Below are 20,452 nucleotides of genomic sequence, written 5' to 3' on the forward strand. Positions count from 1 at the left end.
GGTCATCGGGGCGCGGACACGCGAACCGCGTGCTGCGGCGGCTTCGGCGACGCCCGCGGTTATTCGAGCTTTCCACTCCCGTCACGTGGCGTCCATACGACGGCCCCGATCCCGCCGCCCGCGAGGTCCCGCGGTGGCCGCCGCCCGTTCTCCGTGCGGGGCCGCCCGGTTCTCCAGCCCGGCGCCCCGCGCGGGGTCGTACGGGCCGCTCGCGGGGCGCTGTGCGCGAGCCCGGCGCACCACCTCGGCGCACGGGCCGCGGGTGCCCGCCCGCCACGCGTGCGCGCGCGTGGCTACGATGGGCCAGCCGACGGCCATCAGGGCCGCGGCGACACCGACCGTCGGGAAGGCCATGCTGAACAAGTACGCGCGTGCATTCTTCACGCGTGTCCTCACACCGTTCGCCGCGTTTCTCATCCGGCGGGGGGTGAGCCCCGACACGGTCACGCTGCTCGGCACGGCGGGCGTGGTGGCGGGCGCGCTGGTCTTCTATCCCCGGGGCGAGTTCTTCTGGGGCACGGTCGTGATCACCCTGTTCGTCTTCTCCGACCTGGTCGACGGCAACATGGCCCGCCAGCTGGGCCGCTCCAGCCGCTGGGGTGCCTTCCTGGACTCCACCCTGGACCGGGTCGCGGACGGCGCGATCTTCGGCGGCTTCGCGCTCTGGTACGCGGGGCGGGGCGACGACAACATGATGTGCGCGGTATCCATCTTCTGCCTGGCCAGCGGCCAGGTGGTGTCGTACACCAAGGCGCGCGGCGAGTCGATCGGGCTCCCGGTCGCCGTCAACGGGCTGGTCGAGCGCGCCGAGCGGCTGGTGATCTCGCTGGTCGCGGCCGGTTTCGCGGGCCTGCACAAATTCGGGGTGCCGGGCATCCAGTGGCTGCTGCCCATCGCCCTGTGGATCGTGGCCGCGGGCAGCCTGGTCACCCTGGTCCAGCGGGTCGTCACCGTGCGCCGGGAGTCCGCGGAGGCCGAGGCGGCCGCGCGGCAGGACGCGAGCGGAGCGGCGCAGTGAGCCTCGCCGACCGGCTCAGCGACGGGCTGTACGGCGCGGGCTGGAGCACCGTCAAGAAGCTCCCGGAGCCCGTCGCCGCCCGCCTCGGACGCTCCATCGCCGACGTCGCCTGGAAGAAGCGCGGCAAGGGCGTGCTGCGCCTGGAGGCGAACTACGCGCGGGTGGTGCCCGGCGCCACCCCCGAGCGGCTCGCGGAACTCTCCCGCCAGGGCATGCGCTCCTACCTGCGCTACTGGATGGAGTCCTTCCGGCTGCCCGCGTGGAGCCCGGAGCGGATCAAGGCGGGCTTCGACCCCAAGGACGTCCATCACCTGACCGAGGGCCTCGACGCCGGCAAGGGCGTGATCCTCGCCCTGCCGCACCTGGCCAACTGGGACCTGGCCGGCGCCTGGGTGACCACGGCGCTGGGCACCCCGTTCACCACCGTCGCCGAACGCCTCAAGCCCGAGACGCTCTACGACCGCTTCGTCGCCTACCGGGAGGGCCTCGGCATGGAGGTGCTGCCGCACAGCGGGGGCTCCGCCTTCGGCACCCTGGCCCGCAGGCTGCGCGACGGCGGTCTGGTCTGCCTGGTCGCGGACCGGGACCTCTCCGCCTCCGGCGTCGAGGTCGACTTCTTCGGCGAGAAGGCCCGGATGCCCGCCGGCCCCGCCCTGCTCGCCCAGCACACCGGCGCCCTGCTGCTGCCGGTCACCCTCTGGTACGACGACTCGCCGGTCATGCGGGGCCGGGTCCATGCCCCGCTCGAAGTGCCCGCGTCGGGCACCCGTGCCGAGAAGACGTCCGTCATGACCCAGGCCCTGGCCGACGCCTTCGCCACCGGGATCGCCGAGCACCCGGAGGACTGGCACATGCTCCAGCGGCTGTGGCTCGCCGACCTCGACCCCGCGAAGGGACCCGCGTGAGAATCGGGATCGTCTGCCCGTACTCCTGGGACGTGCCCGGTGGCGTCCAGTTCCACATCCGCGACCTCGCCGAGTACTTCATCCGCCTCGGCCACGAGGTCTCGGTGCTGGCCCCGGCCGACGACGACACCCCGCTGCCGCCGTACGTCGTCTCGGCGGGCCGCGCGGTCCCGGTGCCGTACAACGGCTCGGTGGCCCGGCTGAACTTCGGCTTCCTGTCGGCCGCGCGGGTGCGGCGCTGGCTGCACGACGGCGCCTTCGACGTGGTGCACATCCACGAGCCGACCTCGCCCTCGCTGGGCCTGCTCACCTGCTGGGCGGCGCAGGGCCCGATCGTGGCCACCTTCCACACCTCCAACCCGCGCTCGCGGGCGATGATCGCCGCGTACTCGATCCTCCAGGCCGCCCTGGAGAAGATCAGCGCCCGGATCGCGGTGAGCGAGTACGCCCGGCGCACGCTGGTGGAGCACCTGGGCGGGGACGCGGTGGTCATCCCGAACGGGGTCGACGTCGACTTCTTCGCCAGGGCCGAGCTGAAACCCGAGTGGCAGGGGGAGACGATCGGCTTCATCGGCCGTATCGACGAGCCCCGCAAGGGCCTGCCCGTGCTGATGCGGGCCCTGCCGAAGATCCTGGCCGCGCGGCCCGGCGCACGGCTGCTGGTCGCGGGCCGCGGCGACGAGGAGGCGGCCGTCGAGAACCTGCCCGCGCCACTGCGCTCGCGGGTGGAGTTCCTCGGCATGGTCAGCGACGAGGACAAGGCCCGCCTGCTGCGCAGCGTGGACGTGTACGTGGCGCCCAACACCGGCGGCGAGAGCTTCGGCATCATCTTGGTCGAGGCCATGTCGGCGGGCGCCCCTGTGCTCGCCTCCGACCTCGACGCCTTCGTGCAGGTCCTCGACGAGGGCCGGGCGGGCGAGATCTTCGCCAACGAGGACGCCGACGCGCTCGCCGACGCCGCCGTACGGCTGCTCGCCGACCCGCAGCGCCGGGCCGCGCTGCGCGCCCGCGGCAGCGCCCACGTGCGGCGCTTCGACTGGTCCACGGTCGGCGCGGACATCCTCTCCGTCTACGAGACGGTCACGGACGGCACCACGGCGGTCGCGGCGGACGAACGGTCGACGGGACTGCGGGCGCGATTCGGACTGGCACGGGACTGAGGCTCCTAGGCGCCGGCTCAGCTCTCGTCCGGGGCCGAAACCTCCGCGCGGGACCGAGGCTCCTGGCCGAGGCCAGCACCCCCTGGGCGGGGCTGGCGCCCCCTGGGCGCCCTGGGCGAGACCGCGACCTCTGGGCAGGTCTGACGCCACGAGGCGAACCTTCATCCCTGGGCGGCACTTCGAACTCGTCCGGGGCCGAAACCCCGTGCGCGGGTGAAACAGGTGCCGTCCAGGCGCGCGTCCGGTGGGCCGACGGGCTGCCGATAGCCTTCCCGCGTGACCGCAACCCTCATCTGGATCCTCGTCGCCCTCCTCGCGATCGGCGTCTACCTGAGCTGGACCGCAGGCCGCCTGGACCGGCTGCACGTACGGATGGACGCGGCCCGCGCAGCGCTCGACGCCCAGTTGCTGCGCCGCGCCTCCGTCGCCCAGGAACTCGCCACCTCCGGCGTGCTCGACCCGGCCGCCTCGATCGTGCTGTACGAGGCCGCGCACGCCGCCCGGCAGGCCGAGGAGGAGCAGCGGGAGGTGGCCGAGAGCGAGCTGAGCCAGGCGCTGCGCGCGGTGTTCGCGGAACCCGCCCAGGTGGAGGCCCTGCGCGAGGCGCCCGGCGGCGAGGACGCCGCCCATGAGCTGGCCGAGGCCGTGCGCCGGGTCCCGATGGCCCGCCGCTTCCACAACGACGCCGTGGGCGCCGCCCGCCGGCTGCGCGAGCACCGCAAGGTCCGCTGGTTCCGGCTGGCCGGCCACGCCCCCTTCCCACTGGCCTTCGAGATGGACGACGAGCCGCCCGCCGCCCTGGTGGAACGGGTCGCCTGACCGCCACTCACCTGGCATTCCCAGCGAAAACGAGCCACCGGCTTTCCATTGGCCCTTGCTGTGGCCTGGTCCGCTCGCGTTTCCTCGGTGCAGCAGAGAACCCTCTTTCACTTCAGTGAGGTCACCCGTGTCCACCACCGAGAACCAGGCTCCCGAGACCGGTACCGCCCGCGTGAAGCGCGGCATGGCCGAGCAGCTCAAGGGCGGCGTCATCATGGACGTCGTCACCCCGGAGCAGGCGAAGATCGCCGAGGACGCGGGCGCCGTCGCCGTCATGGCCCTGGAGCGGGTCCCGGCTGACATCCGCAAGGACGGCGGCGTGGCCCGGATGTCCGACCCGGACATGATCGAGGGCATCATCGACGCCGTCTCCATCCCGGTCATGGCCAAGTCCCGCATCGGCCACTTCGTCGAGGCCCAGGTCCTCCAGTCCCTCGGCGTCGACTACATCGACGAGTCCGAGGTCCTCACCCCGGCCGACGAGGTCAACCACTCCGACAAGTGGGCGTTCACCACCCCGTTCGTGTGCGGCGCCACCAACCTGGGCGAGGCCCTGCGCCGCATCGCCGAGGGTGCCGCGATGATCCGCTCCAAGGGCGAGGCCGGCACCGGCAACGTCGTGGAGGCCGTCCGCCACCTGCGCCAGATCAAGGGCGAGATCGCCAAGCTGCGCGGCTGCGACAACAACGAGCTGTACGCCGCCGCCAAGGAGCTGCGCGCCCCCTACGAGCTGGTCAAGGAGGTCGCCGAGCTGGGCAAGCTCCCCGTGGTGCTGTTCTCCGCCGGCGGCGTGGCCACCCCGGCCGACGCGGCCCTGATGCGCCAGCTCGGCGCCGAGGGCGTGTTCGTCGGCTCCGGCATCTTCAAGTCCGGCGACCCGGCCAAGCGCGCCGCCGCCATCGTGAAGGCCACCACCTTCTACGACGACCCGAAGATCATCGCGGACGCGTCGCGCAACCTCGGCGAGGCCATGGTCGGCATCAACTGCGACACCCTCCCCGAGACCGAGCGCTACGCGAACCGCGGCTGGTAAGCACCGGACCACAGGTATCCGAATCCCATGAACACTCCTGTCATCGGTGTCCTGGCACTCCAGGGCGACGTACGGGAGCACCTCATCGCCCTGGCCGCGGCGGACGCCGTGGCCAGGCCGGTGCGGCGCCCCGAGGAACTCGCCGAGGTCGACGCGCTCGTCCTGCCCGGCGGCGAGTCCACCACCATATCCAAGCTGGCCGTGCTGTTCGGCGTGATGGAGCCGCTGCGCGCGCGGGTGCGCGCCGGCATGCCCGTCTACGGCACCTGCGCGGGCATGATCATGCTGGCCGACAAGATCCTCGACCCGCGCTCGGGCCAGGAGACCATCGGCGGCATCGACATGATCGTGCGCCGTAACGCCTTCGGACGCCAGAACGAGTCCTTCGAGGCCGCGGTCGACGTGCGCGGCGTCGCGGGCGATCCCGTGGAGGGCGTCTTCATCCGCGCTCCCTGGGTGGAGTCCGTGGGCGCGGGCGCCGAGGTGCTCGCCGAGCACGGCGGGCACATCGTCGCCGTCCGCCAGGGCAACGCGCTCGCCACGTCCTTCCACCCGGAACTGACGGGCGACCACCGTGTGCACGCCCTGTTCGTGGACATGGTGCGCGCCAACGCCACCGCGGAGTCCTTGTAGGATCTCAGGCGTTCGTTCATAGATGGGTAACGCGAAGGAGACAGGCAGATGTCCGGCCACTCTAAATGGGCTACGACGAAGCACAAGAAGGCCGTGATCGACGCCAAGCGCGGCAAGCTCTTCGCGAAGCTGATCAAGAACATCGAGGTTGCCGCGCGCATGGGCGGCGTGGACCTCGACGGTAACCCGACGCTCTACGACGCCGTCCAGAAGGCCAAGAAGCAGTCGGTCCCGAACAAGAACATCGACTCCGCGATCAAGCGCGGTGGCGGTCTCGAGGCCGGCGGCGCCGACTACGAGACGATCATGTACGAGGGCTACGGCCCGAACGGTGTCGCGGTCCTCATCGAGTGCCTCACCGACAACCGCAACCGCGCCGCCTCCGACGTGCGCGTCGCCATGACCCGCAACGGCGGCAACATGGCCGACCCCGGCTCGGTGTCGTACCTCTTCAACCGCAAGGGCGTCATCATCGTCCCCAAGGGCGAGCTGACCGAGGACGACGTGCTCGCCGCCGTCCTGGACGCCGGCGCCGAGGAGGTCAACGACCTCGGCGAGTCCTTCGAGGTGCTCAGCGAGGCCACCGACCTGGTCGCGGTCCGCACCGCCCTCCAGGAGGCCGGTATCGACTACGACTCCGCCGAGGCCAACTTCGTCCCGACCATGCAGGTCGAGCTGGACGAGGAGGGCGCCAAGAAGATCTTCAAGCTGATCGACGCCCTGGAGGACAGCGACGACGTGCAGAACGTCTTCGCCAACTTCGACGTGAGCGACGAGGTCATGGAGAAGGTCGACGCGTAACGCGCGGAGCATCGCGAACGGGCCGACGGGACACACCCCGTCGGCCCGTCGCGTTGTCAGAGGCACCCGATAGCCTGCACAAACAGGTGATCGAGCAGTCGCAGGGAGGGGGACCCGGTGCGGGTACTGGGGGTGGACCCGGGGTTGACCCGGTGCGGGGTCGGCGTGGTGGAGGGAGTCGCGGGGCGCCCGCTCACCATGATCGGCGTCGGTGTCGTCCGCACCCCCGCGGACGCCGAGCTCAGCCACCGGCTGCTCGCCGTCGAGCGGGGCATCGAGCAGTGGCTGGACGAACACCGGCCGGAGTTCGTCGCCGTGGAGCGCGTCTTCAGCCAGCACAATGTGCGCACCGTGATGGGCACCGCCCAGGCCAGCGCCGTCGCCATGCTGTGCGCCGCCCGCCGCGGCATCCCCGTCGCGCTGCACACCCCGAGCGAGGTCAAGGCCGCCGTCACCGGCTCGGGCCGCGCCGACAAGGCCCAGGTCGGCGCCATGGTCACCCGGCTGCTCCGGCTCGCCGCGCCCCCCAAGCCCGCCGACGCCGCCGACGCCCTCGCCCTCGCCATCTGCCACATCTGGCGCGCTCCCGCCCAGAACCGGCTCCAGCAGGCCGTCGCCCTGCACACCGCACACGCGCCGAAGGGCCGGTGACACGAGAAGAGGGCCGCCGGTCCTTGATCATCGGGGCGTGCGCGGTGCTGTCGGTGCCACCGCATAACCTGGCCCAGCAACCCCACCCACACGACGAAAGGCCGTACGGCATGATCGCCTCCGTCAGCGGCACGGTCACCGCGCTCACCCCCGACACCGCGGTGGTGGAGGTCGGCGGCGTCGGCATGGCCGTCCGGTGCACGCCGGACACCCTGGCCACGCTCCGCGTCGGACAGCCCGCGCGGCTGCACACCTCGCTGGTCGTCCGCGAGGACTCGCTGACCCTGTACGGCTTCGCCGACGACGACACGCGCCAGGTCTTCGAACTGCTCCAGACGGCCAGCGGGGTCGGCCCCCGGCTCGCCCAGGCCATGCTCGCCGTGCACACTCCGGATGCCCTGCGCCGCGCCGTCGCCGGCGCGGACGAGAAGGCGCTCACCGCGGTCCCCGGCATCGGCAAGAGGGGCGCCCAGAAGCTGCTCCTCGAACTCAAGGACCGCCTCGGCGCTCCCACCGGCACCGCCCCCGCCGTCGGCACCCCGGTCACCCAGGGCTGGCGCGATCAGCTGCACGCGGCCCTCATCGGCCTCGGCTACGCCACCCGCGAGGCCGACGAGGCCGTGACCGCCGTGGCCCCGCAGGCCGAGGCGGCGGGCGGCACCCCGCAGGTCGGCCCGCTCCTGAAGGCCGCCCTCCAGACCCTGAACCGCGCCCGCTGACCCCCACCCCTGTTGAGGCACACCACATGAACTGGGACGACACGGCCGACACACCCGACGCCGAGCGGCTGGTGGGCTCCGTCGCCGACCGCGAGGACCAGGCCGTCGAGGCCGCCCTGCGCCCCAAGGACCTCGGCGAGTTCATCGGGCAGGAGAAGGTCCGCGAACAGCTCGACCTGGTGCTGCGGGCGGCCCGCGCGCGCGGCGCCACCGCCGACCACGTACTGCTCTCCGGTGCGCCCGGCCTCGGCAAGACCACCCTGTCGATGATCATCGCGGCCGAGATGGGCGCCCCCATCCGCATCACCTCGGGCCCCGCCATCCAGCACGCCGGCGACCTCGCCGCGGTCCTCTCCTCCCTCCAGGAGGGCGAGGTCCTCTTCCTGGACGAGATCCACCGCATGTCCCGGCCCGCCGAGGAGATGCTCTACATGGCGATGGAGGACTTCCGCGTCGACGTCATCGTCGGCAAGGGCCCCGGCGCCACCGCCATCCCCCTCGAACTGCCCCCGTTCACCCTGGTCGGCGCCACCACCCGCGCCGGTCTGCTGCCGCCCCCGCTGCGCGACCGCTTCGGGTTCACCGCGCACATGGAGTTCTACGAGCCGCGTGAACTGGAGCGCGTCGTACACCGCTCCGCGCAGCTCCTGGACGTGGGCATCGACACCGAGGGCGCCGCCGAGATCGCGGGCCGCTCCCGCGGCACCCCCCGCATCGCCAACCGCCTGCTGCGCCGCGTCCGCGACTACGCGCAGGTCAAGGCGGACGGCGTGATCACCAGGGAGATCGCCGCGGCCGCCCTCGCCGTCTACGAGGTCGACGCGCGGGGCCTGGACCGGCTGGACCGCGCCGTCCTGGAGGCTTTGCTGAAGCTTTTCGCCGGCGGCCCGGTCGGCCTGTCCACCCTGGCCGTCGCGGTGGGGGAGGAGCGGGAGACCGTCGAGGAGGTGGCGGAACCCTTCCTGGTCCGCGAGGGACTGCTGGCCCGCACCCCGCGCGGCCGCGTCGCCACGCCCGCCGCATGGACACACCTCGGTCTCACGCCGCCCGGCTCCGCCGCGCCGGGAAACGGACAACAGGACCTGTTCGGGACGTGACACCACCGGCGCCGGGCGCCCCTCCGCTTCGGCAGTGGCCCGGTGCGGAACCCAGGTGCCATGCTGGGCGTTGTTCCATGTGCGCGGACTCGCTTAGACTCCGCCGATGCCGCCCTTGTGGGCGGTGCCGACACACCCCCATCCCCGAAAAGGCCGCTCTCCGTCGCGGTCGCGCGAAGGAAATCCCGTCCCGTGAACCCGTATACCCTCCTCCCGTTCATCGTGCTCATCGCGGCCATGTTCCTGATGACGCGCTCTGCCAAGAAGAAGCAGCAGCAGGCCGCGCAGATGCGCAATGAGATGCAGCCCGGATCCGGTGTCCGCACGATCGGGGGAATGTACGCGACGGTCAAGGAGATCAACGAGGACACCGTCCTCCTCGACGCCGCCCCCGGCGTGGAGCTCCTCTTCGCGAAGAACGCGATCGGCGCCGTCCTCACCGACGACGAGTACAACCGCATCGTGCACGGCATCGAGCACGACCTGAAGTCCGACGCCGACATCGTCCCGGACGACGCCTCCTCCCTCACCGAGACCGACGAGACCGACGGATCTGCCGCCGCTGCCGCCGCCTCCGACGACAAGATCGACCTCGGTAAGAAGGACGCCGACGAGGACACCGCCGGCGAGTCCGGGGCCGCCGAGGCGACGACGGAGGACCAGCCGAAGAAGACCGACGGCGACTCCGACGCGAAGTAGTCACGCCCCGGTGGTGCGCGAGACGGCATAATCACGCCCCGCGCACCACCGGGCGCGTCTGTTTCCCGCACGGGGAGCCCGACACCATGTCATGGCCGCCGAGCGCCGACCGGGCGCGGGGCGGCCCGAGAGGGAGTACGAGAAGGTGGCAGCACCTAAGAAGGGCCGGAGCTCGAGCGCCCAGGGCAAACCAGGGCGCTCACTGGCCCTGATCCTGATCGCCATCGTGGCGCTCACCGGCGGAATGTTCGCCTCAGGGCACACCACCCCCCGTCTCGGTATCGACCTTGCCGGCGGCACCAGCATCACGCTGACGGCGGTCAACCAGCCGGGCCAGCCCAACGCGATCAACAAGACCAACATGGACACCGCGGTCGACATCATGAACCGCCGTGTCAACGGTCTTGGCGTGTCGGAGGCGGAAGTCCAGACCCAGGGCGATCGCAACATCATCGTCAACATTCCGCGGGGCACGAACTCCAAGGAGGCGCAGCAGCAGGTCGGCACCACCGCCAAGCTGTACTTCCGCCCCGTCCTTCAGCGTGAGGCCCAGGGCGCCACCGGGCAGCCCAGCCCGAGCGCCACCAAGGGCGGCACCCCGTCTCCGGGCGCCTCCACCAGCCCCTCGCCGAGCGCGTCCAAGGGCTCGCAGAAGGCCACCGGGTCGAGCAGCCCCTCGTCGTCCGCGACCACTCAGGGCCGCGCCGTCACCGACGCGCTGAAGAAGACGTCCCCGTCGCCGTCCGCGACCGGCTCCACGACCCCCGGCGCCAGCACCTCGCCCTCGCCGTCCCCCTCCGGGAACAAGGGCTCCTCCGACCTCCAGGCGCGCTACGCGGCCCTCGACTGCACCAAGCCCTCCGCGCAGAACAGCGCGGGGCAGGGCGCCAAGCCCGGTGAGTCGACCGTCGCCTGCGGCAAGGACGGCAAGATCTGGAGCAAGTTCCTGCTCGGCCCCGTCGCCGTCGACGGCCAGGAGGTGAAGAAGGCGCAGGCCGTCTTCGACACCCAGGGCGCGAGCGGTTGGCAGGTCCAGATGACCTTCGACTCCAAGGGCGCCAAGAAGTTCGCCGACATCACCGGCCAGCTGACGCAGAAGACCACCCCGCAGAACGAGTTCGCGATCGTCCTCGACGACCAGGTCGTCTCCCACCCGTACGTCCAGACCGCCATCACCGGCGGCCAGGCCGAGATCTCGGGCAGCTTCAACCAGCAGGACGCCCAGAGCCTCGCCAACATGCTGTCGTACGGCGCGCTCCCGCTGTCCTTCAAGGAGTCGAGCGTCACCACGGTGACCGCCGCGCTCGGCGGCCAGCAGCTGCACGCCGGTCTGCTCGCCGGCGCGATCGGCCTCGCCCTCGTGATCATCTACCTGGTGTTCTACTACCGCGGGCTGTCGCTCATCGCCGTGGCGTCCCTGATGGTCTCCGCGATCCTCACCTACGTGATCATGTCGCTGCTGGGCCCGACCATCCACTTCGCGCTGAACCTGCCGGCCGTCTGCGGTGCCATCGTCGCCATCGGCATCACAGCCGACTCGTTCATCGTCTACTTCGAACGCATCCGGGACGAGATCCGCGAGGGCCGCTCGCTGCGCCCCGCCGTCGAGCGCGCCTGGCCGCGCGCCCGGCGCACCGTCCTGGTCTCCGACTTCGTGTCCTTCCTCGCCGCCGCCGTCCTGTTCATCGTGACCGTCGGCAAGGTCCAGGGCTTCGCGTTCACGCTGGGCCTGACCACCCTGCTCGACGTGGTCGTGGTCTTCCTGTTCACCAAGCCGCTGATGACGCTGCTCGCCCGCCGCAAGTTCTTCGCGGGCGGCAACAAGTGGTCCGGACTCGACCCGAAGAGTCTCGGCGTCAATCCGCCGCTGCGCCGCACCCGCCGTCCCGCCGGTCCGGCCGGCCCTGTCGACCCGAAGGAGGCGTGAGCGATGTCGAAACTCGGCAACATCGGCGCCCGGCTGCACCGCGGCGAGATCAGCTACGACTTCATCGGCAAGCGCAAGATCTGGTACGGCGTCTCCATCCTGATCACCATCACGGCCATCCTCGGCCTGGCGGTGCGCGGCCTGAACATGAGCATCGACTTCCAGGGCGGTGCCGTCTTCACCACGCCGACCAGCATGAACGTCTCGGTCGCCCAGGCGGAGACGTACGCCAAGGACGCCTCGGGCCACGAGGCCGTCGTGCAGAAGCTCGGCAACGGCAGCCTGCGCATCCAGGTCGCCGGCCTGGACACCGCGAAGTCCGACCAGGTCAAGCAGAGCCTGGCCAAGGACCTGAAGCTCGACCCCGAGAAGCTCGCCGCCGACCTGGTCGGCCCGAGCTGGGGCCAGGAGATCGCCGACAAGGCCTGGGAGGGCCTGGCGATCTTCATGGTGCTCGTCGTGATCTACCTGGCCATCGCCTTCGAATGGCGCATGGCCGTCGCGGCCCTGGTCGCCCTGATCCACGACATCACCATCACGACCGGTATCTACGCCCTGGTCGGCTTCGAGGTCTCGCCCGGCACCATCATCGGTCTGCTCACCATCCTCGGTTACTCGCTCTACGACACGGTCGTCGTCTTCGACAGCCTCAAGGAGCAGACGAAGGACATCACCAAGCAGACCCGCTTCACCTACAGCGAGATCGCCAACCGGTCGATCAACGGCACCCTGGTCCGCTCCATCAACACCACGGTCGTCGCCCTGCTGCCGGTCGCCGGCCTGCTGTTCATCGGCGGCGGCTTCCTCGGCGCCGGTGACCTCAACGACATCTCGCTGTCGCTGTTCGTCGGCCTCGCGGCCGGTGCGTACTCCTCGATCTTCATCGCCACCCCGCTCGTCGCCGACCTCAAGGAGCGCGAGCCCGCGATGAAGGCGCTCACCAAGCGGATCATGGCCAAGCGTGCCCAGGCCGCTTCGGAGGCCGGTCCCGCCACCGCGGGCGGCGACGCCGAGGACGCCGCGCCCGCCGTGGTCGGCCCGCGCAACCAGCCCTCCTCCCGCGGCCGGGGCCGCGGCCGGCAGGCGGGCAAGCGCCGATGACCGACATTCAGGAGCTGCTGCTCAGCCGCATCCGCGATGTCGCGGACTACCCGGAGCCGGGCGTGATGTTCAAGGACATCACCCCGCTGCTCGCGGATCCCTCTGCGTTCACCGCCCTCACCGACGCGCTCGCCGGCATCGCCACGAGCACCGGCGCCACGAAGATCGTCGGCTTGGAGGCCCGCGGCTTCATCCTCGGCGCCCCGGTCGCCGTCCGCGCGGGCCTGGGCTTCATCCCGGTCCGCAAGGCCGGCAAGCTGCCCGGCGCCACCCTGCGCCAGGCCTACGACCTGGAGTACGGCTCGGCCGAGATCGAGGTGCACGCCGAGGACCTCGCCAGTGGCGACCGCGTCCTGATCGTGGACGACGTGCTGGCCACCGGTGGCACCGCCGAGGCGGCGATCCACCTCATCCAGCGCGCCGGTGCCGAGGTCGCGGGCCTCGCGGTCCTGATGGAGCTGGGCTTCCTGGGCGCCCGCACCCGCCTGGAGCCGACCCTCGCCGGAGCCCCCCTGGAGGCCCTCCTCCAGGTCTGAGCGAGCCCCACCGGCCCCACCGTACGGCCGCCCCGGCACCCCGCCGAGGCGGCCGTACGGCCGGACATCACCGCCCGGCCACCTCCCGGAATCCCCCGCGCACCCCTGGCGTTACAGGGGGTACTCGGTCCCTGCGTTCCGCCTGCGGGCGATCCGCGGCGGCGGGATCGCTACCATGGGGTCTCCGGAGCCTGACCGGGGGACCCGGAACGCGCACGAGGAGCCCTCTTGCCAGACGAGGCCCAGCCACTGACCGCCGCCAAGCCCGAGCCCGCCTCGGCGCCCGCGGCCAAGTCCGCGCCGAACGTGTCGACCGCCACGAACGACACCCGCGGGGCGGTCGAGCACGCCCCGTCCGCGCCCGTGGAGAAGTCCGCGGAGTCCTCGCGCCCCAAACCGGCGACCCCCGCCGAGCGCCCTGCCCAGCCCCCCGTGGTGCGCCCGCCCGCCGTGCAGCCCGGCCGCTCCGGCTCCTCCAACCGCGTCCGCGCCCGCCTCGCCCGCCTCGGCGTCCAGCGCGCGAACCCGTACAACCCGGTCCTGGAGCCGCTGCTGCGGATAGTGCGCAGCAACGATCCGAAGATCGAGAACTCCACCCTCCGCCAGATCGAGCGCGCCTACCAGGTCGCCGAGCGCTGGCACCGCGGCCAGAAGCGCAAGAGCGGCGACCCGTACATCACGCACCCGCTCGCGGTCACCACCATCCTCGCCGAGCTGGGCATGGACCCGGCCACGCTGATGGCGGGCCTGCTGCACGACACGGTCGAGGACACCGAGTACGGCCTGGAGGACCTGCGCCGCGACTTCGGCGACGTCGTCGCCCTGCTCGTGGACGGCGTCACCAAGCTCGACAAGGTCAAGTTCGGCGAGGCCGCGCAGGCCGAGACCGTGCGCAAGATGGTCGTCGCCATGGCCAAGGACCCCCGCGTCCTGGTCATCAAGCTCGCCGACCGCCTGCACAACATGCGCACCATGCGCTACCTCAAGCGCGAGAAGCAGGAGAAGAAGGCGCGCGAGACCCTGGAGATCTACGCGCCGCTCGCCCACCGCCTGGGCATGAACACCATCAAGTGGGAACTGGAGGACCTCGCCTTCGCGATCCTCTACCCCAAGATGTACGACGAGATCGTCCGGCTGGTGGCCGAGCGGGCGCCCAAGCGCGACGAGTACCTGGCCATAGTGACCGACGAGGTCCAGTCCGACCTGCGCGCCGCCCGCATCAAGGCGACCGTCACCGGCCGCCCGAAGCACTACTACAGCGTCTACCAGAAGATGATCGTCCGCGGCCGCGACTTCGCGGAGATCTACGACCTGGTGGGCATCCGTGTCCTCGTCGACACGGTCCGCGACTGCTACGCCGCCCTCGGCACCGTGCACGCGCGATGGAACCCGGTCCCCGGCCGGTTCAAGGACTACATCGCGATGCCCAAGTTCAACATGTACCAGTCGCTGCACACCACGGTGATCGGCCCCAACGGCAAGCCCGTCGAACTCCAGATCCGCACCTTCGACATGCACCGCCGCGCCGAGTACGGCATCGCCGCGCACTGGAAGTACAAGCAGGAGGCCGTCGCCGGCGCCTCCAAGGTGCGCACCGACGCGCCCAGGACGACCGGCAAGGACAAGGACGCCATCAACGACATGGCGTGGCTGCGGCAGTTGCTCGACTGGCAGAAGGAGACGGAGGACCCCGGCGAGTTCCTGGAGTCCCTGCGCTTCGACCTGTCGCGCAACGAGGTCTTCGTCTTCACGCCCAAGGGCGACGTCATAGCGCTCCCGGCCGGCGCCACCCCGGTGGACTTCGCCTACGCGGTGCACACCGAGGTCGGCCACCGCACCATAGGAGCGCGGGTCAACGGCCGCCTCGTACCGCTGGAATCCACCCTGGACAACGGCGACCTGGTCGAGGTCTTCACCTCAAAGGCGCCCGGCGCCGCGCCCTCCCGTGACTGGCTCGGCTTCGTCAAGTCGCCGCGGGCGCGCAACAAGATCCGCGCCTGGTTCTCCAAGGAGCGCCGGGACGAGGCGATCGAGCAGGGCAAGGACGCCATCGTGCGGGCCATGCGCAAGCAGAACCTGCCGATCCAGCGCATCCTCAACGGCGACTCCCTGATCACGCTCGCGCACGAGATGCGCTACTCCGACATCTCCGCGCTGTACGCGGCGATAGGCGAGGGCCATGTCTCCGCGCAGAACATCGTGCAGAAGCTGGTGCAGGCCCTCGGCGGTGAGGAGGCCGCCACCGAGGAGATCGACGAGTCGGTCCCGCCGTCCCGCGGTCGGCGCAAGCGCCGCTCCAGCGCCGACCCCGGTGTCGTGGTCAAGGGCGTCGACGACGTGTGGGTCAAGCTGGCCCGCTGCTGCACGCCCGTGCCCGGCGATCCGATCATCGGCTTCGTCACCCGCGGCAGCGGCGTCTCCGTGCACCGCAGCGACTGCCTCAACGTGGAGTCGCTCTCCCGCGAGCCCGAGCGCATCCTCGACGTCGAGTGGGCGCCCACCCAGTCCTCGGTCTTCCTGGTCGCCATCCAGGTCGAGGCCCTGGACCGCTCCCGGCTGCTCTCGGACGTCACGCGCGTGCTGTCCGACCAGCACGTCAACATCCTGTCGGCCGCCGTCCAGACCTCCCGCGACCGCGTCGCCACCTCCCGCTTCACCTTCGAGATGGGCGACCCCAAGCACCTCGGCCACGTCCTGAAGGCCGTGCGCGGCGTGGAGGGCGTGTACGACGTGTACCGCGTGACCTCGGGACGCACCCGGTCGTAGCAACCGCGGCCACCGCGCCGTAAGCACCGGAAAGGGCCCCGTACGCGCGTACGGGGCCCTTTCACACCGGCAACGGGGGAGTTCAGCCGCCGAACTCCTGGAGGCCCTTCAGCGCCTGGTCCAGGAGCGCCTGGCGGCCCTCCAGCTCCTTCTGGAGCTTGTCGGCCCTCGCGTTGTTGCCCTGGGCACGGGCCTGCTCGATCTGCGCGCGGAGCTTGTCCACGGCGGCCTGGAGCTGACCGGTCAGACCCTCGGCGCGCGCCCGCGCCTCCGGGTTCGTCCGGCGCCACTCGGCCTCCTCGGCCTCCTGGATCGCCCGCTCGACCGCGTGCATCCGGCCCTCGACCTTCGGGCGCGCGTCGCGCGGGACGTGACCGATGGCCTCCCAGCGCTCGTTGATCGAACGGAAGGCGGCACGGGCGGCCTTCAGATCGCCGATCGGCAGCAGCTTCTCGGCCTCCTCGGCCAGCTCCTCCTTGAGCTTCAGGTTCTCCGCCTGCTCCGCGTCCCGCTCGGCGAACACCGAGCTGCGGGCCGCGAAGAACACGTCCTGGGCGCCGCGGAAGCGGTTCCACAGGTCGTCCTCGTGCTCGCGCTGGGCGCGCCCCGCGGCCTTCCACTCCGCCATCAGATCGCGGTAGCGGGCCGCCGTCGGACCCCAGTCCGTGGACCCGGACAGCGACTCGGCCTCGGCGACCAGCCGCTCCTTGATCCGGCGGGCGTCCTCGCGCTGCGCGTCCAGCTGCGCGAAGTGCGCCTTGCGACGCTTGGAGAACGCCGACCGGGCGTGCGAGAAGCGGTGCCACAGCTCGTCGTCGGACTTGCGGTCCAGACGCGGCAGCCCCTTCCAGGTGTCCACCAGCGCCCGCAGCCGCTCACCCGCGGCCCGCCACTGGTCGGACTGCGCCAGCCGCTCCGCCTCGGCGACCAGGTCCTCCTTGGCCTTGCGGGCCTCGTCGGACTGCTTGGCCCGCTGGACCTTGCGCTCCTCGCGGCGCGCCTCGACCGTCTCCACGAGCTTGTCGAGGCGGCCGCGCAGCGCGTCCAGATCGCCGACCGCGTGGTGCGCGTCCACCTGCTCGCGCAGATGGTCGATGGCGGCCTGGGCGTCCTTCGCCGACAGGTCGGTGGTCCGCACTCGCTTCTCGAGGAGGCCGATCTCGACAACCAGGCCCTCGTACTTGCGCTCGAAGTAGGCCAGCGCCTCCTCAGGGGAGCCGGCCGCCCAGGATCCGACGACCTGCTCGCCGTCGGCCGTACGCACGTACACGGTCCCCGTCTCGTCGACGCGGCCCCACGGGTCGCTGCTCACAGCGCCTCCTCCACATGATGCCTGCGGGGTGCCTCAGCGCCCCCGGACATCCACCACAGTTTCGTCACGGCCAACATAGGCGACCAGCGGGTTCCCTGTCCGCATCCAGCGCGACCGAAATTGCGCCGACAGCCCTGGCGGGCCTCAGGACTTGGTGACCGTCGCCTTGTTGATCACAACGGTCGCGTTGGGGGCACCGTCACCCTGGCCGGTGCTCTCGCCCGCCGCCGCGATCTTGCTCAGCACCTTCATGCCGGACGCGGAGATCGTGCCGAACGGCGTGTACTTGGGCGGCAGCGGACTGTCCTTGTAGACCAGGAAGAACTGGCTGCCGCCGGTGTGCTTCTGGCCGGTGTTGGCCATCGCCACCGTGCCCGCCGGGTAGGTGTTCTTCTTCAGGCTGGCGTCCTTCAGGTTCTCGTCCGGCAGCGTGTAGCCGGGACCGCCCATGCCGGTGCCCTGCGGGTCGCCGCACTGGAGCACGTAGATGCCCTGCGTGGTCAGGCGGTGGCACTTGGTGTGGTCGAAGAAGCCCTTGCCCGCGAGGAAGTCGAAGGAGTTGACCGTGTGCGGGGCGGCCGACGTCTTCAGCGTGATCGGGATGTCACCGCACGTCGTCGCGAGGTTCATCGTGTACTTCGCCGACGTGTCGATCGTCATCGCCGGCTCCTTCTTCCAGCTGAGCTTCTTCACCGAGCCCGCCGCCGGCTTCTGGCACGGGTCCGGCGCCTTGCTCGGCTTGGAGGACGCGCTCGGCGTCGTCTTGGCACCGGCGTCGGTCTTCTTGCCGTCGCCGCCCAGCGCATGGGTCGTGTAGAGCACCACACTGCCGATCACGATCACGCCCACTACCGACGCGATCGCGGAGTTGCGCACGCGGGCCTTGCGCCGTGACTCGGTGCGTCGCTGCTGCTGCCGCAAGAACTTCTCCCGGGCGAGCTGACGCCGCCGCTGCTCCTGGCTGACCACCGGGTTCTCTCCTCATGCGTGTCGTGTGTCGAGCGGTACGCGTGCGTCCTCGTGGGCCGACCACTGCGTGTAGCCCCGTACCGTATATGGGTTCGCTGAGGAAACGGCAGCGCCGGTAGGCTCTGAGTGCGGCCGAGGCCGCCTTGTCACCGCCTGCCGACCGATGAAACGAAGGACGATCGTGCTGATTGCCGGGTTCCCCGCCGGGGCCTGGGGGACGAACTGCTATCTCGTCGCCCCCGCCGCCGGTGAGGAGTGCGTGATCATCGACCCCGGCCACCAGGCCGCCGAGGGAGTCGAGGAAGCGCTGAAGAAGCATCGGCTCAAGCCCGTCGCCGTCGTCCTCACCCATGGCCACATCGACCACGTGGCCTCGGTCGTCCCCGTGTGCGGCGCCCATGACGTGCCCGCCTGGATCCACCCCGCGGACCGCTACATGATGAGCGACCCGGAGAAGGCGCTCGGCCGCTCCATCGGCATGCCCCTCATGGGCGAGCTGACCGTGGGCGAGCCCGACGACGTCCGGGAACTGGCCGACGGGGCGAAGCTGGACCTGGCCGGCCTGGAGTTCTCCGTCGCGCACGCGCCGGGCCATACCAAGGGGTCGGTGACCTTCCGGATGCCCGAGAGCGCCGACGTACCGTCGGTGTTCTTCTCCGGGGATCTGCTGTTCGCCGGCTCCATCGGACGCACCGACCTGCCGGGCGGCTCCATGGCGGACATGCTCGGGTCGCTGGCACGCGTGTGCCTGCCGCTCGACGACTCCACCGTGGTCCTGTCCGGCCACGGCCCCCAGACGACCATCGGCCGTGAGCGCGCCACCAACCCCTATCTGCGGGAAGTGGCCGCCGGCCAGGGAGCCCCCGCGGCTCCCCGACGAGGAATGTGACGAGAGAGCTTCCGTGAGCACCTTCCAGGCCCCCAAGGGCACCTACGACCTGATCCCGCCGGATTCCGCGACGTACCTGGCGGTCCGCGAGGCGATCGCCGCCCCGCTGCGCGGCTCCGGCTACGGCTACATCGAGACGCCCGGCTTCGAGAACGTCGAGTTGTTCGCGCGCGGTGTCGGCGAGTCCACCGACATCGTCACCAAGGAGATGTACGCCTTCGAGACCAAGGGCGGCGACAAGCTCGCCCTGCGCCCCGAGGGCACGGCCTCCGTGCTGCGCGCGGCCCTGGAGGCCAACCTGCACAAGACCGGCAACCTCCCGGTCAAGCTCTGGTACTCCGGCTCGTACTACCGCTACGAGCGCCCGCAGAAGGGCCGTTACCGCCACTTCTCCCAGGTCGGGGCCGAGGCGATCGGCGCGGAGGACCCGGCGCTGGACGCCGAGCTGATCATCCTGGCCGACCAGGCGTACCGCTCGCTGGGCCTGCGGAATTTCCGCATCCTGCTCAACAGCCTGGGCGACAAGGAGTGCCGGCCGGTGTACCGGGCCGCGCTCCAGGACTTCCTGCGCGGCCTCGACCTCGACGAGGACACGCTGCGGCGCGCCGAGATCAACCCGCTGCGCGTCCTGGACGACAAGCGCGAGTCGGTGCAGAAGCAGCTCACCGGCGCCCCGCTGCTGCGCGACTACCTGTGCGACGCCTGCAAGGCGTACCACGAGGAGGTCCGCGAGCTGATCACGGCGGCCGGCGTGGCCTTCGAGGACGACCCGAAGCTGGTCCGCGGCCTGGACTACTACACGCGCACCACCTTCGAGTTCGTGCACGACGGACTCGGCTCGCAGTCCGCGGTGGGCGGCGGCGGTCGGTACGACGGCCTGTCCGAGATGATCGGCGGCCCCGCGCTGCCCTCCGTCGGCTGGGCCCTCGGCGTCGACCGCACGGTCCTCGCGCTGGAGGCCGAGGGCGTCCGGCTGGACCTCCCGTCCACCACCTCGGTGTATGCCGTCCCGCTCGGCGAGGAGGCCCGCCGCGTGCTGTTCGCCAAGGTCACCGAGTTGCGCAAGGTGGGCATCGCGGCGGACTTCGCGTTCGGCGGCAAGGGGCTCAAGGGCGCGATGAAGAACGCCAACCGCTCGGGCGCCCGCTACACCCTCGTCGCCGGCGAGCGCGACCTCGCCGAGGGCGTCGTCCAGCTCAAGGACATGGAGTCCGGCGAGCAGACCGCGATCGGCGTCAACGAGATCGTGGCGGAACTGGAGTCGCGGCTCGGCTAGCCGCCGGCAGTCGATGAGCGGGGCGCCGGGGGCATCCCCGGCGCCCCGCTCATTGGTCCCGCGGACATCGGCGAGTCGACGGTGAAGGCCGCGTCTGCCGCGGATCTCCGGCACGCTGGAGGCGGGAGACCGGACGGCGGC

20 protein-coding genes are annotated in these 20,452 nt (G+C 71.1%); 17 read left to right on the forward strand and 3 right to left on the reverse strand.

What is annotated here, in order from left to right:
• Positions 1-81 precede the first annotated feature (81 nt).
• The gene (locus tag ACE4Q9_RS27390; protein WP_397987358.1) at positions 82-384 is read right to left on the reverse strand and encodes a hypothetical protein; all 303 of its coding nucleotides are present in this window, start codon (positions 382-384) and stop codon (positions 82-84) included.
• Here ACE4Q9_RS27390 and pgsA point away from each other — a divergent pair.
• The 15 genes from pgsA to ACE4Q9_RS27465 all read left to right on the forward strand — a co-directional run bounded on the left by pgsA (position 299) and on the right by ACE4Q9_RS27465 (position 15,865).
• Complete coding sequence (gene pgsA / locus ACE4Q9_RS27395) at positions 299-1,018, forward strand: phosphatidylinositol phosphate synthase (protein WP_397986886.1); 720 nt, start codon at positions 299-301, stop codon at positions 1,016-1,018. The genes ACE4Q9_RS27390 and pgsA overlap by 86 nt on opposite strands.
• On the forward strand, positions 1,015-1,923 hold the full coding sequence (locus ACE4Q9_RS27400) for a phosphatidylinositol mannoside acyltransferase (RefSeq protein ID WP_397986887.1): 909 nt from the start codon (positions 1,015-1,017) through the stop codon (positions 1,921-1,923). The genes pgsA and ACE4Q9_RS27400 overlap by 4 nt, the downstream gene beginning before the upstream one ends.
• The gene (locus tag ACE4Q9_RS27405; RefSeq protein ID WP_397986888.1) at positions 1,920-3,083 is read left to right on the forward strand and encodes a glycosyltransferase family 4 protein; all 1,164 of its coding nucleotides are present in this window, start codon (positions 1,920-1,922) and stop codon (positions 3,081-3,083) included. The genes ACE4Q9_RS27400 and ACE4Q9_RS27405 overlap by 4 nt, the downstream gene beginning before the upstream one ends.
• 276 nt (positions 3,084-3,359) lie before the next feature.
• Entirely contained in the window at positions 3,360-3,902 is a 543-nt protein-coding gene (locus ACE4Q9_RS27410; RefSeq protein WP_037651069.1) for a membrane protein, read from the forward strand.
• A 127-nt stretch (positions 3,903-4,029) separates the two neighbouring features.
• Positions 4,030-4,935, forward strand: a complete 906-nt coding sequence (gene pdxS, locus ACE4Q9_RS27415) for a pyridoxal 5'-phosphate synthase lyase subunit PdxS (RefSeq protein WP_037651067.1) — start codon at positions 4,030-4,032, stop codon at positions 4,933-4,935.
• Positions 4,936-4,962: 27 nt separating this feature from the next.
• Positions 4,963-5,568 (forward strand): pyridoxal 5'-phosphate synthase glutaminase subunit PdxT, encoded by a 606-nt coding sequence (gene pdxT, locus ACE4Q9_RS27420; protein ID WP_397986889.1) that lies wholly within the window; start codon positions 4,963-4,965, stop codon positions 5,566-5,568.
• 48 nt (positions 5,569-5,616) lie between these two features.
• Positions 5,617-6,369: a YebC/PmpR family DNA-binding transcriptional regulator gene (locus tag ACE4Q9_RS27425; protein WP_397986890.1), complete on the forward strand. Its 753-nt coding sequence runs from the start codon at positions 5,617-5,619 to the stop codon at positions 6,367-6,369.
• Between the two features lie 117 nt (positions 6,370-6,486).
• Complete coding sequence (gene ruvC, locus ACE4Q9_RS27430) at positions 6,487-7,020, forward strand: crossover junction endodeoxyribonuclease RuvC (RefSeq protein ID WP_397986891.1); 534 nt, start codon at positions 6,487-6,489, stop codon at positions 7,018-7,020.
• Between the two features lie 110 nt (positions 7,021-7,130).
• Positions 7,131-7,739 (forward strand): Holliday junction branch migration protein RuvA, encoded by a 609-nt coding sequence (gene ruvA, locus ACE4Q9_RS27435; protein WP_397986892.1) that lies wholly within the window; start codon positions 7,131-7,133, stop codon positions 7,737-7,739.
• Positions 7,740-7,765: 26 nt separating this feature from the next.
• On the forward strand, positions 7,766-8,836 hold the full coding sequence (gene ruvB, locus ACE4Q9_RS27440; protein ID WP_397986893.1) for a Holliday junction branch migration DNA helicase RuvB: 1,071 nt from the start codon (positions 7,766-7,768) through the stop codon (positions 8,834-8,836).
• Positions 8,837-9,028: 192 nt separating this feature from the next.
• The gene (yajC, locus tag ACE4Q9_RS27445) at positions 9,029-9,535 is read left to right on the forward strand and encodes a preprotein translocase subunit YajC (protein WP_397986894.1); all 507 of its coding nucleotides are present in this window, start codon (positions 9,029-9,031) and stop codon (positions 9,533-9,535) included.
• A gap of 145 nt (positions 9,536-9,680) precedes the next feature.
• Positions 9,681-11,462 (forward strand): protein translocase subunit SecD, encoded by a 1,782-nt coding sequence (secD, locus tag ACE4Q9_RS27450; protein ID WP_397986895.1) that lies wholly within the window; start codon positions 9,681-9,683, stop codon positions 11,460-11,462.
• 3 nt (positions 11,463-11,465) lie between these two features.
• Positions 11,466-12,563, forward strand: coding sequence for a protein translocase subunit SecF (secF, locus tag ACE4Q9_RS27455; protein ID WP_397986896.1), 1,098 nt, complete (start codon positions 11,466-11,468; stop codon positions 12,561-12,563).
• Positions 12,560-13,099 (forward strand): adenine phosphoribosyltransferase, encoded by a 540-nt coding sequence (locus tag ACE4Q9_RS27460; protein ID WP_397986897.1) that lies wholly within the window; start codon positions 12,560-12,562, stop codon positions 13,097-13,099. Before secF ends, ACE4Q9_RS27460 begins: the two co-directional genes overlap by 4 nt.
• Positions 13,100-13,327: 228 nt before the next feature.
• Entirely contained in the window at positions 13,328-15,865 is a 2,538-nt protein-coding gene (locus ACE4Q9_RS27465) for a RelA/SpoT family protein (protein ID WP_397986898.1), read from the forward strand.
• A gap of 82 nt (positions 15,866-15,947) precedes the next feature.
• On the opposite strand, the gene ACE4Q9_RS27470 is transcribed toward ACE4Q9_RS27465, so the two are convergent.
• Together ACE4Q9_RS27470 and ACE4Q9_RS27475 are read right to left on the reverse strand one after the other, a co-directional pair.
• The gene (locus tag ACE4Q9_RS27470) at positions 15,948-17,177 is read right to left on the reverse strand and encodes a DUF349 domain-containing protein (RefSeq protein WP_397986899.1); all 1,230 of its coding nucleotides are present in this window, start codon (positions 17,175-17,177) and stop codon (positions 15,948-15,950) included.
• Positions 17,178-17,321: 144 nt separating this feature from the next.
• Complete coding sequence (locus tag ACE4Q9_RS27475) at positions 17,322-18,146, reverse strand: peptidylprolyl isomerase (protein ID WP_397986900.1); 825 nt, start codon at positions 18,144-18,146, stop codon at positions 17,322-17,324.
• Positions 18,147-18,327: 181 nt separating this feature from the next.
• Here ACE4Q9_RS27475 and ACE4Q9_RS27480 point away from each other — a divergent pair, with 181 nt between their 5' ends.
• Positions 18,328-19,035 (forward strand): MBL fold metallo-hydrolase, encoded by a 708-nt coding sequence (locus tag ACE4Q9_RS27480; RefSeq protein WP_397986901.1) that lies wholly within the window; start codon positions 18,328-18,330, stop codon positions 19,033-19,035.
• Between the two features lie 13 nt (positions 19,036-19,048).
• A complete protein-coding gene (hisS, locus tag ACE4Q9_RS27485; protein WP_397986902.1) occupies positions 19,049-20,311 on the forward strand; it encodes a histidine--tRNA ligase in 1,263 nt (420 codons plus the stop codon).
• The last annotated feature ends 141 nt before the right edge of the window (positions 20,312-20,452 follow it).

This window comes from Streptomyces sp. AM6-12, from assembly GCF_044327085.1.
In the GTDB taxonomy this organism is placed as follows: domain Bacteria; phylum Actinomycetota; class Actinomycetes; order Streptomycetales; family Streptomycetaceae; genus Streptomyces.